Source organism: Enterobacter sp. UCD-UG_FMILLET (assembly GCF_000762975.1).
GTDB lineage: Bacteria > Pseudomonadota > Gammaproteobacteria > Enterobacterales > Enterobacteriaceae > Enterobacter > Enterobacter dykesii.
Genome location: NZ_JRJC01000042.1, coordinates 105,836 through 118,184, shown reverse-complemented (window position 1 = coordinate 118,184; position 12,349 = coordinate 105,836). Strand labels below are relative to the sequence as shown.

Annotated in this window: 11 protein-coding genes; 5 read left to right on the top strand and 6 right to left on the bottom strand. The window is 56.7% G+C overall.

Annotation, left to right across the window (positions count from 1 at the left end):
- Window positions 1-24: 24 nt before the first annotated feature.
- The 3 genes from LA04_RS20285 to LA04_RS20275 all read right to left on the bottom strand — a co-directional run bounded on the left by LA04_RS20285 (window position 25) and on the right by LA04_RS20275 (window position 2,930).
- Entirely contained in the window at window positions 25-1,089 is a 1,065-nt protein-coding gene (locus LA04_RS20285) for a methyltransferase (protein WP_047652903.1), read from the bottom strand.
- 66 nt (window positions 1,090-1,155) lie between these two features.
- Window positions 1,156-1,545, bottom strand: coding sequence for an LptM family lipoprotein (locus LA04_RS20280; RefSeq protein WP_047652902.1), 390 nt, complete (start codon window positions 1,543-1,545; stop codon window positions 1,156-1,158).
- Window positions 1,546-1,880: 335 nt separating this feature from the next.
- The gene (locus tag LA04_RS20275) at window positions 1,881-2,930 is read right to left on the bottom strand and encodes an AI-2E family transporter (protein ID WP_047652901.1); all 1,050 of its coding nucleotides are present in this window, start codon (window positions 2,928-2,930) and stop codon (window positions 1,881-1,883) included.
- Between the two features lie 145 nt (window positions 2,931-3,075).
- Here LA04_RS20275 and LA04_RS20270 point away from each other — a divergent pair, with 145 nt between their 5' ends.
- A complete protein-coding gene (locus LA04_RS20270) occupies window positions 3,076-4,293 on the top strand; it encodes an MFS transporter (RefSeq protein WP_047652900.1) in 1,218 nt (405 codons plus the stop codon).
- A 4-nt stretch (window positions 4,294-4,297) separates the two neighbouring features.
- On the opposite strand, the gene LA04_RS20265 is transcribed toward LA04_RS20270, so the two are convergent.
- Both LA04_RS20265 and LA04_RS20260 read right to left on the bottom strand, forming a co-directional pair.
- Window positions 4,298-4,855: a DcrB family lipoprotein gene (locus LA04_RS20265; protein ID WP_023309515.1), complete on the bottom strand. Its 558-nt coding sequence runs from the start codon at window positions 4,853-4,855 to the stop codon at window positions 4,298-4,300.
- Between the two features lie 72 nt (window positions 4,856-4,927).
- Window positions 4,928-5,593, bottom strand: a complete 666-nt coding sequence (locus tag LA04_RS20260) for a 7-cyano-7-deazaguanine/7-aminomethyl-7-deazaguanine transporter (RefSeq protein WP_023309514.1) — start codon at window positions 5,591-5,593, stop codon at window positions 4,928-4,930.
- 167 nt (window positions 5,594-5,760) lie between these two features.
- On the opposite strand from LA04_RS20260, the gene tusA reads away from it, so the two are divergent.
- Window positions 5,761-6,003: a sulfurtransferase TusA gene (tusA, locus tag LA04_RS20255; protein ID WP_008503071.1), complete on the top strand. Its 243-nt coding sequence runs from the start codon at window positions 5,761-5,763 to the stop codon at window positions 6,001-6,003.
- A gap of 63 nt (window positions 6,004-6,066) precedes the next feature.
- On the opposite strand, the gene yhgN is transcribed toward tusA, so the two are convergent.
- A complete protein-coding gene (gene yhgN / locus LA04_RS20250) occupies window positions 6,067-6,660 on the bottom strand; it encodes an NAAT family transporter YhgN (RefSeq protein ID WP_003861574.1) in 594 nt (197 codons plus the stop codon).
- A 177-nt stretch (window positions 6,661-6,837) separates the two neighbouring features.
- On the opposite strand from yhgN, the gene asd reads away from it, so the two are divergent.
- The 3 genes from asd (at window position 6,838) to glgX (ending at window position 12,347) form a co-directional block, all read left to right on the top strand.
- The gene (asd, locus tag LA04_RS20240) at window positions 6,838-7,941 is read left to right on the top strand and encodes an aspartate-semialdehyde dehydrogenase (protein ID WP_023333727.1); all 1,104 of its coding nucleotides are present in this window, start codon (window positions 6,838-6,840) and stop codon (window positions 7,939-7,941) included.
- Window positions 7,942-8,190: 249 nt separating this feature from the next.
- Entirely contained in the window at window positions 8,191-10,377 is a 2,187-nt protein-coding gene (gene glgB, locus LA04_RS20235) for a 1,4-alpha-glucan branching enzyme (RefSeq protein ID WP_045403403.1), read from the top strand.
- Window positions 10,374-12,347, top strand: coding sequence for a glycogen debranching protein GlgX (gene glgX, locus LA04_RS20230; RefSeq protein WP_047652898.1), 1,974 nt, complete (start codon window positions 10,374-10,376; stop codon window positions 12,345-12,347). The genes glgB and glgX overlap by 4 nt, the downstream gene beginning before the upstream one ends.
- Window positions 12,348-12,349: the final 2 nt, after the last annotated feature.

Here is a 12,349-nt window from a genome sequence, read left to right as displayed (position 1 = left end):
GGGCCACCCGGCAGCTACGCTGCTCTATTGTTCACGTTTGGTGCATATCAGCAGGGTATGACCGACCCCAAGGTTGTCCAGCCGCTGTTCAACGCTGAAACCTGCGCTCTCCAGGTAGCGATAGAACTTCTCTACGCTGTAAAACCGGCTATTGCCATTCGCCATACAGGTGAAATAGAGCGAGGTGGCATTCAGGCTGAAAGAGGCTGCTTCAAATTTCTGAGCATCCCAGAAAAGCTCCATGATGCACAAACGTGCGCCTGGCTTCATGGCCTCTGCGACGCGCGTCAGCATGGCGACAATCTGATCCGGAGAGAAACAATCCAGGAACTGGCTCATCCACCAGACGTCGGCGTCACCCGGCAATGTTGCTGGGCTAAGCATATCGACAGCATGGAATGCAATACGATGAGAAAAACCTGCTTTTGCGATGTTTTCCTGCGCCAGCGCTATCTGCTGCGGCAGATCGAGGATCGTCACGGCAACATTTTCGTCATAGCGGCAGCAGCGTAACGACCATTTACCCGTATTTCCGCCCACATCGTACAATTTTGTCGGCGAGCTTGCGAATATATATGGCAAAGCAGCATCAAAAGCGGCGTCAGAATAGTAATGATCGAAGGCGAACCAGCTCTCTTTCGCCGGAGCAGGTAATTGGGATAACGCCGGGTAGATGGTTGGCCAGTTGCCAAACACGGCTAATCCGGCCGGTTTTTCCTCCTGCAGGGCATCCGCCAGGTGAAATAGCCCCTGGTAACAAACGTCCTGGGTGAAATCCATATTTACGCGGGTCATTTCGTCGTGCAGTAAAAAATGGCCCACTTTCGCCAGAAAATAACGTCCATTCTGTTGGGTAAAGATTCGACCGCTTAATCCCATATCCAGCAGTACGCTGACGCCATAGCTGCCGAGCGTGCTGTGTTCCGTTATTTCCTCGAGGCTGGCCCCCGCTTTACCTTGTTTATCGAGCCAGGCGAGAACGCCTGAGTTACGCAGACAAAGCGCTGTCTGGAATAACATCGGGGCAAAGGCGATGCGTTGCGCTTCGGTAATGGCATCCAGTGCGCTGAGTGTGTCCTTTTCGTACATTCCTGCGTAACCTTTGAGGCTAAAAAAAGGTTATCGGGCCATATAGGGCCCGACTTTAGAAAAATATTACAGCGCGGCGCCCGCGGAGAGGTTCAGCTGAATATCGTGGTCGAGGTTATTCACCCAGCGGTTATAATTTTTGTGAATTTTACCGTCTGCCGCTTTCAGGTTAAGGCTGTTTTCATAGTTAATTGAATAGCTTGTTGCCGTGTACGGAATACTCACCTGGACCGAATGATCGCGTGACTGCAGACGCCCCTTAATCATTCCCGGGCCCGCTTCCGTCATGATCCAGTCACGTTTTTGGCCTGCTTTCAAAATTGCCGTTTTTACCTGATCGGCAGTATGGCCCGCGCTGACAATAGAGTGAACCTGAGCGATTGGGGCGGTACGCGCACAGCCTGCCAGTGCACCAATGAATACGGCAGCAGCACACCATTTAACGATCTTTTTCATCAACAACTCCATATCAATATTAACAATTAAGGGTGGTGTTTTTTACAAATAATATCCGTCCGGCTTTCCATTGGCGTCAGGCGTATTTTTAATCAATATTAATGTTTGCATTACGTTGAAGCGAAGACGGGAATAATAACATGGAAAATAAATAACCATTTCAATTTTTATAATTTGCGTTAAATCATGAATTGCGATTGAGCGTAATGCGCACGACGTAAATAAAAAGAGGATGAATATCGCCTTAACGCAAATAAAATACCGCGACGGATTAAGGACGCGGTAATTTAAGGTGTATTACTGACGGTTTAAACCTACCTGTACAGGTAGGTCGGTTACCCGGGTAACCGGCTTTTCGGCCTCCCCGGTCCGAGCAGGATCGCCAGCTTGCTGCCGCCTTTGGTGGTTTCCATCCAGATTTTACATACGCTGGTCAGGGGAACCGACAGCAGCATACCGACCGGGCCCAGCAGCCATCCCCAAATCAGTAAGGATAAAAAGACCACCAGCGTCGACATGCCCAGCCGGTGCCCCATCATGCGCGGCTCAAGAATATTACCCAGCACCATATGCACGACGAGGAACAGCGCGCCGACCAGCATGCATTCGTAGAAGCCGTTAAACAGAAACGCCTGAATCATCGGCGGCACGGCGGAAAGCACCGCGCCAATATTGGGCACGTAGTTCAGCAGAAAGGCCAGCACGCCCCACATCAGGGCGAACTGCACGTCCATCAGCATCAGCCCCAGCCAGACAATCACCCCGGTCCAGACGCTCAGGAGCGTTTTCAGCGCCAGATATTTGGATACGCCCTTCAGGGCCCGGTGTAACCCGGCAATGTGAATTTGTGGATTGTTCAGCGCAAAGCGCAGCTTATAGGGGACGTGGCGGACTTCGAACAGCATAAACACCACCGTCATGACCAGCAGCAGAATGCTGGCCATCGCGCCGGAAAGCCCCGTCATCAAGGTGGTGGCGTAGGTCATGACCTTCTCGGAGTCCATCCTGCGCAGCATCCGTTCGGGTGAGATATGCAGATTAAGGAAGGGGACCATCTCCTGCAGCGCGACAATTTTACGCGTCAGCTCTTTGTTGTACTGCGGCAGCATGGTGGAGAATTCGCTCAGCGATGCCGCCAGCACGCCGAAAAGCGCCGTCAGGGCAATCAGCATCACGATGACGACGATGGTGATGGCTACCGGACGGCTGATGCCCCGGCGTAAAAACCAGGTGACCAGCGGATTTAGCACAATGGCAAAAAAGAGCGCCAGCAGGAGCTGAACAATAATGTCGGCGGCAGCATGGATACCCGCAAGGATAACCACCAGACAGGCGAGTTTTAATAAGATGTGGAGTCCAGCTTTGTCGGACGGGTTAGCGATCATGCGTGTTCCTTAATATGATGACCCGATAAGTGTAGTGCCCGGGCTTCGCTTCGTCTGGCACCGTTAATCTGAAAGTCGGGGCTGATTTTCTTATTGCGCCGTGGTAATAGTGAAACACTGTTGTAAAAAATCCAGGTAGAACCCCATGCCCGAACCTGCCGCTGAACCGGCACTGAGCGGACTGCTCCTCAATCTGCGCATCGTTTCCGTTGTGATTTTCAACTTTGCCAGCTATTTGACCATTGGCCTGCCGCTGGCGGTCCTGCCGGGCTATGTCCATGACGTGATGGGCTTCAGCGCCTTCTGGGCGGGGCTGGTGATTAGCCTGCAATATTTCGCCACGCTCCTCAGCCGCCCGCATGCCGGGCGCTACGCGGACACGTTCGGTCCAAAAAGCATCGTGGTGGTGGGACTGTGCGGCTGTTTCCTCAGTGGCCTGAGCTACCTGCTGGCTGCCACCACCGGCCACTGGCCGCTGGTCAGCCTGGCGCTGCTCTGCCTGGGGCGCGTCATTCTTGGCATCGGGCAAAGTCTGGCGGGAACCGGCTCGACGCTGTGGGGCGTGGGGGTGGTAGGCGCGCCGCACATTGGTCGGGTGATCTCCTGGAACGGGATTGTCACCTACGGTGCGATGGCGCTCGGTGCGCCGCTCGGCGTGGCCTGCTATGCGCTTGGCGGGCTATATGGGCTTTCCATCACCATTATGGCGGTCGCGCTGCTGGGAATCCTCTTTGCGCTCCCGCGCCCGAAAGTGAAGGCTAGCAAGGGCAAGCCGCTGCCGTTTCGGGCGGTGCTGGGGCGCGTCTGGCCGTACGGCATGGCCCTGGCGCTGGCGACCACCGGCTTCGGCGTGATTGCGACCTTCATTACCCTGTTCTACGACGCCAAAGGCTGGGACGGCGCGGCCTTTGCGTTAACCCTGTTTAGCTGTGCGTTTGTTGGCGCCCGCCTGCTTTTCCCTAACGGCATCAACCGTCTTGGCGGGCTGAATGTGGCGATGATCTGCTTTGCGATAGAGATAGTCGGGCTGCTGCTGACCGGAATTGCGATGGTGCCCTGGGTCGCGAAAGTGGGCGTGTTCCTCGCGGGGGCTGGCTTCTCCCTGGTCTTCCCTGCGCTGGGCGTGGTGGCGGTAAAAGCCGTGCCGCAGCAGAATCAGGGGGCGGCGCTGGCGACCTATACGGTATTTATGGATATGTCTTTAGGGATTACCGGCCCGCTGGCGGGGCTGGTGATGGCCTGGGCAGGGGTTCCGGTGATCTATCTTGCCGCGGCGGGGCTGGTGGTGATTGCGCTGCTGCTGACGTGGCGGCTAAAAAAATGGCCCCCGGTGCAGGCACCGGAGGCCACGTCATCGTCGTGAAGCGTTACTGGATCACGATGGTGTTAATGATGTTTTCAGCAGCCGTCTGCGCTTTCTGCTGATCTTCGGCTGGCAGGGTGATCTGCAGGGTCAGCAGCTTATTATCAACCTTGCCCAGCACCACAGAAGAGTATGCGGTCTGGCCTTTTGCGGAGATGATGCTGTCGAGCTGTTGCAGCGTGTGGCCTTTCAGCTCGATGGATTTATTGGTCACGACCTGTAGCTGCGGATCGCGGCCGCGCTGCTGATCTTCCAGACGTTTGGACAGGACGGCCAGGTCTTCGCTGGTGTCGTCGCCCACAATCACAATGACCGCTTTCTGCCCGGTTGCGTCGGAGTAAACGTGCATATTGTTCGCCTGGGTGCCCAGCTTGCCGCTCTGATCGGTCATATCGGCTGGCAGAGAGAAGCTGAGTTTGCCATCCATCAGATTCACCGGCTGGCCGGTCGCGTTGCTCTCTGCGGATGCGCCCTGAGCAGGCGTTTTCGTGTCGCTGTTATCACAGGCTGCAAGACCCACAACCAGCAGGCCAATCCCGACATATTTAACCAGATTGCGCATTGACTTCTTCCTTTCGATAAACGGCCATAACGGCTCATTCGCTCATCTTATCACAACTGATAAAGCGAACCCTTAACCAGCCTGCAATGCCGTGATTTCAGATTTATCTGCCAGCCTTTTCAGCAGCATATTGAGCAGCACGCCGTACATCGGCAGGAAGAAAACAATGCTGATGAGGACCTTGAAGCAGTAGTCCACCAGCGCGATTTCCATCCAGTGCTCGGCCATGAACGCATCCGGGCTGCGCCAGAAGGCGATAAAGAAGAAGGCCAGCGTATCGCTCACGTTACCGAACAGCGTGGAGGCGGTTGGCGCCATCCACCAGCGATGGTTCTGACGCAGGCGGTTAAACACGTGCACGTCGAGGATCTGCCCCAGCGCGTAGGCCATAAAGCTTGCGGCAGCGATACGGGCAACAAACAGGTTGAAGTGGGTTAACGCCTCAAAGCCCTGCCAGCTTCCCATATAAAACAGAGACGAAACCACGTACGAGATGAACAGCGCCGGGAGCATGACCGAAAAAATAATACGGCGAGCCAGCGGTGCGCCAAAGATACGCACGGTCAAATCCGTCGCGAGGAAAATAAACGGGAAGCTGAATGCGCCCCAGGTGGTGTGAAAACCAAAGATGGAGATCGGGAGCTGCACCAGATAGTTGCTGGAGGTGATCACCAGCAAATGGAAAAGCGAAAGCCAGAACAACGCTTTTACGCGCTGTGATTCAGAAAACGACGTCATATTGTGACCTTTTTATACGTTGGGGTGAGGGAACCCAATAAAAACCGCAGCATGATACTGCTTTGTCAGGACATTGCAATGGTTAGTTTTTACGCAATCGTTAACCTGGTTTGCATTGATCGCAACCGGGCGTAAACTACAGCCGTTTTTACCAGACCGAGAAGACCATGACCGACCTGTTTTCCAGCCCAGACCACACTCTTGATGCCCAGGGCCTTCGCTGCCCGGAGCCGGTAATGATGGTACGTAAGACCGTGCGCAACATGCAGACCGGTGAAACGCTGCTGATTATTGCCGACGACCCGGCCACGACCCGCGATATTCCCGGCTTTTGTACCTTTATGGAACATGAGCTGGTAGCACAGCAGACCGAGGCGCTGCCGTATCGGTATTTGATTCGTAAGGGGTAGGTGGGCTGCCTCTGCGGCCTGATGTCCTCACCCCGGCCCTCTCCCGCGGGGAGAGGGAGAACGTCATCCCTTCATCCACGCCCTGATCCCGTCCAGGAACATCTGCGTTGCCATCATCACCAGAATCAGCCCCATCAGGCGCTCCAGCGCGTTCACCCCTTTCTCACCCAGCAGGCGCAGGAACAGCGACGACTGCAGCAGGATGATAAACGTCCCGCCCCAGGCGATCAGCAGGGCAATGACCAGATGGCTCATCTGGTTCGGATACTGATGCGACAGCAGCATCAGCGTGGCCAGAATCGTTGGTCCTGCGACGAGGGGGATCGCCAGCGGCACGATAAACGGCTCTTCACCCGCAGGCAGGCCGCTGCTGCTGCCTTCCGCGCTCGGGAAAATCATCTTAATGGCAATCAGGAACAGAATAATCCCGCCGGAAATCGACACGGTTTCGGCGCGCAGGTTCAGGAACGCGAGAATTTTTTCACCCGCAAACAGGAAGATAAACATCACCAGCAGGGCGATGAGCAGCTCGCGGATCATGATCGCCCGGCGGCGCTTCGGCTCGGTGTGCTTCAGCACCGACATGAAGATCGGCAGGTTACCCAGTGGATCCATTATCAGAATCAATAAAACCGCTGCGGAAATGATTTCACTCATATAACTTATCCCTGAGGTTCTCTAAGGTTATTATGATAATTAGCTGTATTTCTGATTGCCGGGCAATCATCGATTAATTTCGCTTGCGACTTTGGCAGCATTTTGTAATGTGAAGCATATCCCAGTTCAATACTGGCTTGCACAATCAGCACACACCCTCAGCAGGAAAAAAATGCTATGAAAAACGTTGGTTTTATCGGCTGGCGCGGTATGGTCGGCTCTGTACTCATGCAACGCATGGTTGAAGAGCGCGATTTCGACGCTATCCGCCCGGTCTTCTTCTCCACTTCCCAGCTCGGCCAGGCTGCTCCGTCCTTTGGTGGTACCACAGGCACGTTGCAGGATGCTTACGATCTGGAAGCGCTGAAGGCACTCGACATTATTGTGACGTGCCAGGGCGGCGATTATACCAACGAAATCTATCCAAAGCTGCGTGAAAGCGGCTGGCAGGGCTACTGGATTGACGCGGCTTCTTCGCTGCGCATGAAAGACGATGCCATCATTATTCTTGACCCGGTGAACCAGGGCGTCATCACCGACGGCCTGAACAACGGCGTGAAAACCTTTGTTGGCGGTAACTGCACCGTCAGCCTGATGCTGATGTCCCTCGGCGGCCTGTTCGCGCAGGATCTGGTGGAGTGGGTCTCCGTGGCGACCTACCAGGCGGCGTCCGGCGGCGGCGCGCGTCATATGCGCGAGCTGCTGACCCAGATGGGCCAGCTGCACCACAGCGTTGCGACCGAGCTGGCAAACCCGGCGTCCGCTATTCTGGATATCGAGCGTAAAGTGACTCAGCTGACCCGCAGCGGCGAGCTGCCGGTGGACAACTTCGGCGTACCGCTGGCCGGTGGTCTGATCCCGTGGATCGACAAACAGCTGGATAACGGCCAGACCCGCGAAGAGTGGAAGGGCCAGGCCGAGACCAACAAAATCCTCAATACCGCGAACACCATTCCGGTTGACGGTCTGTGCGTGCGTATCGGCGCGCTGCGCTGCCACAGCCAGGCCTTCACCATCAAACTGAAAAAAGATGTGTCTATTCCGACCGTGGAAGAGCTGCTGGCCGCGCACAACCCGTGGGCGAAAGTGGTGCCAAACGATCGCGATATCACCATGCGCGAGCTGACCCCGGCTGCCGTTACCGGCACGCTGACCACGCCGGTTGGCCGTCTGCGCAAGCTGAACATGGGGCCGGAGTATCTCTCAGCGTTCACCGTCGGCGACCAGCTCCTGTGGGGCGCCGCCGAGCCGCTGCGCCGCATGCTGCGCCAGCTGGCGTAATAATTTGTTAACTACCGGGGGTGATTTTCACCCCCTTTTTTTGCGTACTACATGGAGTAACACGCGTATGTCTTATTTTTTATCAGGAGTCATCTAGAGCGTTGGCTATGCTTTAAGGAAGAGTCATTTCTTACCTGAGGTTCGAACGGAGCAGAATGGATGCACATTTTTGTGCTGTCCCGTTCAGGTCACATTAAAAGTCGTCCCGGAGCGCTTAAAAAGGACGACATAAAAAACAGGATGAATACCATGTCCGATCGTGTGGATAGAGACGTGATTAATGCGCTTATTGCGGGTCATTTTGCTGACCCCTTTTCTGTGCTTGGGATGCATCAAACTGAGGATGGCCTTGAAGTTAGGGCACTGTTACCGGATGCCACAGAAGTCTGGGTGATTGAACCCAAAACCGGCCGCAAGGTCGGTAATCTTGAATGCCTCGATTCCCGTGGCTTCTTCTCGGGCGTGATGCCCCGCCGTAAAAACCCTTTTCGCTATCAGCTCGCCGTTCTCTGGCACGGTCAGCAAAACCTGATTGACGATCCTTACAGCTTTGGCCCTCTGCTTAAAGAGATGGATGCCTGGCTGCTCTCCGAAGGAACGCATCTTCGCCCTTATGAAACCCTGGGTGCCCATGCCGATACCATGGACGGCATTACCGGCACGCGGTTCTCGGTGTGGGCGCCTAACGCCCAGCGCGTCTCCGTTGTCGGCCAGTTCAACTACTGGGACGGTCGCCGCCATCCGATGCGTCTGCGCCGGGAAAGCGGCATCTGGGAGCTGTTTATCCCCGGAGCGCACCCCGGGCAGCTTTATAAATTCGAGATGATCGACGCCAACGGCAAGCTGCGCATTAAAGCCGACCCGTATGCCTTCGAAGCGCAGATGCGCCCGGATACCGCGTCGCTGATTTGCGGCCTGCCGGAGAAGGTCGTCCAGACGGAGGAGCGTAAACAGGCCAACCGCTTTGATGCGCCCATCTCCGTCTATGAGGTACACCTTGGCTCCTGGCGTCGCCACACCGATAACAACTTCTGGCTGAGCTACCGTGAGCTTGCCGACCAGCTGGTGCCGTACGCCAAATGGATGGGCTTTACCCACCTTGAGCTGCTGCCGGTCAACGAGCACCCGTTCGACGGCAGCTGGGGCTATCAGCCTACCGGGCTGTATGCGCCAACGCGCCGCTTCGGCACGCGCGATGACTTCCGCTATTTCATTGATGCCGCGCACGCCGCCGGGCTGAACGTCATCCTCGACTGGGTGCCGGGCCATTTCCCGTCGGATGACTTTGCGCTGGCAGAGTTTGACGGCACGAAGCTGTACGAGCACAGCGACCCGCGCGAAGGCTATCACCAGGACTGGAATACGCTGATCTACAACTACGGTCGCCGTGAGGTCGCAAACTATCTGGTCGGGAATGCCCTGTACTGGATCGAGCGGTTTGGCATTGACGCCCTGCGCGTCGATGCGGTGGCGTCGATGATCTACCGCGACTACAGCCGCAAAGAGGGCGAGTGGATCCCGAACGAGTTTGGCGGCCGTGAAAACCTGGAAGCGATTGAATTCCTGCGCAATACCAACCGCATTATCGGCGAACAGGTGGACGGTGCCGTGACCATGGCGGAAGAGTCGACCGACTTTGCAGGCGTCTCCCGTCCGCCGTCATCAGGCGGCCTGGGGTTCTGGTATAAGTGGAACCTGGGCTGGATGCACGACACGCTCGACTACATGAAGCTGGATCCGGTTCACCGCAAGTATCATCACGATAAGCTGACGTTCGGGATGCTCTACAACTACACCGAAAACTTCATGCTGCCGCTGTCGCACGATGAAGTGGTGCACGGCAAAAAATCGATTCTTGACCGCATGCCGGGCGACGCGTGGCAGAAATTTGCCAACCTGCGCGCCTACTACGGCTGGATGTTTGCCTTCCCGGGCAAAAAACTGCTGTTTATGGGCAATGAGTTCGCCCAGGGCCGCGAGTGGAACCACGACGCCAGCCTCGACTGGCACCTGCTGGAAGGCGGCGACAACTGGCACCACGGGGTGCAGCGTCTGGTGCGCGACCTGAACCTGACCTACCGCCACCACAAAGCGCTGCACGAGCTCGACTTCGATCCGTACGGCTTTGAGTGGCTGGTTGTGGACGACCACGAGCGCTCGGTGTTTGTCTTTGTGCGTCGTGACAAGGCGGGTAACGAAATCATCGTCGCCAGCAACTTCACGCCGGTGCCGCGCGAACACTACCGCTTCGGCATTAACCAGCCGGGCAAATGGCGCGAGATCCTGAATACCGACTCCATGCACTACCACGGCAGCAACGCCGGTAACGGCGGGCTGGTACAGAGCGACGCCATCGAAAGCCACGGGCGACCCAATTCCCTGAGCCTGACGCTGCCGCCGCTTGGCACCATCTGGCTGATGCGGGAGGGCGAATGACGCAGCTTACGGCAGGTAAACCCGAACCGCTCGGCGCGCGTTTTGACGGAAAGGGTGTCAATTTCACCCTCTTTTCCGCTCACGCTGAGCGGGTAGAACTGTGCGTGTTTGATGGGGAAGGTAACGAGCACCGTTACGATTTACCCGCGCGCACGGGGGATACCTGGCACGGCTACCTGGCCGGGGGACGGCCAGGCATGCACTACGGCTTTCGCGTTCACGGCCCGTGGGAGCCAGCGCAGGGGCACTGGTTTAACCCGGCGAAGCTGTTAATTGACCCGTGCGCGCACCGCGTGGACGGCGAATTTATAGACGACCCGCTGTTCCACGTGGGCTACGGCGAGCCCGACCACCGCGACAGCGCGCCCGTCGCGCCAAAAAGCGTGGTGGTAAACGATCTTTATGACTGGGAAGACGATGCCCCGCCGCAGACGCCGTGGGGCAATACCGTCATTTATGAAGCCCACGTCAAAGGGCTGACGTACCTGCACCCGTCGATCCCCAAAGAGATGCGCGGCACCTATAAGGCGCTCGGGCATCCCACCATGATCGCCTACCTGAAACACCTCGGCATCACCGCTCTGGAACTGCTTCCCGTTGCGCATTTTGCCAGCGAGCCGCGTCTGCAGCGGCTGGGGCTCAGCAACTACTGGGGCTACAACCCGCTGGCGATGTTCGCGCTCGAACCGCGCTATGCCGTCCATCCGGAAAAGGCGCGGGACGAGTTCCGCGATGCGGTGAAGGCGCTCCACGCGGCGGGGATCGAGGTCATTCTGGACGTGGTGCTGAACCACAGCACCGAAAGCGATCTCGACGGTCCGACGCTCTCCATGCGCGGAATTGATAACCGTAGCTATTATTGGATCAGGCAGGATGGCGATTATGAGAACTGGACCGGCTGCGGTAACACGCTCAACCTCAGCCATCCGGCGGTCACGCATTTTGCGTATGAATGCCTGAAATACTGGGTGGAGACGTTCCACGTCGACGGTTTTCGTTTCGACCTGGCGCCCGTGATGGGGCGTACGCCAGCGTTCAGCCAGCAGGCTCCGCTGTTTGAGGCGATAAAAAATTGTCCGGTGCTCTCGCAGGTGAAGCTCATTGCCGAGCCGTGGGACATCGGCGAAGGCGGTTATCAGGTCGGGAATTTCCCGCCGCTGTTTGCCGAGTGGAACGATCACTACCGCGACGCCGTACGACGCTTCTGGCTGGAACGCAATCTGTCGCTGGGGGAATTTGCCGGACGCTTTGCCGCGTCGAGCGATCTCTTTAAGCGCGACGGCAAACGCCCGTCGGCCACCGTCAATCTGTTGACGGCGCACGACGGTTTTACGCTCAGGGACTGCGTTTGTTTCAATCAGAAACACAATGAGGCAAACGGCGAAGAGAATCGCGATGGTACTAACAATAACCATAGCTTTAATCATGGTATAGAAGGGTTAGGCGGAAGCCTGGACGTCATCGAGCGGCGACGCGCCAGCGTTCACGCGCTGCTGACAACGCTTTTATTGTCGCAGGGCACGCCGATGCTGCTGGCAGGCGATGAACACGGCCATAGCCAGCACGGTAACAACAATGCGTATTGCCAGGACAACACCTTAACCTGGCTCGACTGGGGTGAAGCCAACAGCGGGCTGATTCATTTTACCGCTGCGCTGATCCATCTTCGCCAGCAGATCCCCGCGCTGACCGCTGACCGCTGGTGGGAAGAGGGTGACGGCAACGTTCGCTGGTTGAATAAAGACGCGCAACCGTTAAGCGCGCAAGAGTGGCAACACGGCGTACCACGCCTGCAAATCCTGCTCTCGGATAAGTGGCTGGTCACGCTGAACGCGACGAATGACGTCGCAGAGATTGTTTTACCTGAAGGGGAATGGCGAGCTGTTCCCCCCTTTGCCGGAGCGGATAATCCGGTAGTAATGGCTGTCTGGCACGGGCCTGCGCACGGAGTGTGCGTATTCCAAAGATGATA

Bases quoted from the DNA above. Each gene is read 5' to 3' on its own strand.
- LA04_RS20285 (WP_047652903.1), bottom strand. From the start codon at position 1,089: ATGTACGAAAAGGACACACTCAGCGCACTGGATGCCATTACCGAAGCG.
- LA04_RS20280 (WP_047652902.1), bottom strand. From the start codon at position 1,545: ATGAAAAAGATCGTTAAATGGTGTGCTGCTGCCGTATTCATTGGTGCA.
- LA04_RS20275 (WP_047652901.1), bottom strand. From the start codon at position 2,930: ATGATCGCTAACCCGTCCGACAAAGCTGGACTCCACATCTTATTAAAA.
- LA04_RS20270 (WP_047652900.1), top strand. From the start codon at position 3,076: ATGCCCGAACCTGCCGCTGAACCGGCACTGAGCGGACTGCTCCTCAAT.
- LA04_RS20265 (WP_023309515.1), bottom strand. From the start codon at position 4,855: ATGCGCAATCTGGTTAAATATGTCGGGATTGGCCTGCTGGTTGTGGGT.
- LA04_RS20260 (WP_023309514.1), bottom strand. From the start codon at position 5,593: ATGACGTCGTTTTCTGAATCACAGCGCGTAAAAGCGTTGTTCTGGCTT.
- tusA (WP_008503071.1), top strand. From the start codon at position 5,761: ATGACCGACCTGTTTTCCAGCCCAGACCACACTCTTGATGCCCAGGGC.
- yhgN (WP_003861574.1), bottom strand. From the start codon at position 6,660: ATGAGTGAAATCATTTCCGCAGCGGTTTTATTGATTCTGATAATGGAT.
- asd (WP_023333727.1), top strand. From the start codon at position 6,838: ATGAAAAACGTTGGTTTTATCGGCTGGCGCGGTATGGTCGGCTCTGTA.
- glgB (WP_045403403.1), top strand. From the start codon at position 8,191: ATGTCCGATCGTGTGGATAGAGACGTGATTAATGCGCTTATTGCGGGT.
- glgX (WP_047652898.1), top strand. From the start codon at position 10,374: ATGACGCAGCTTACGGCAGGTAAACCCGAACCGCTCGGCGCGCGTTTT.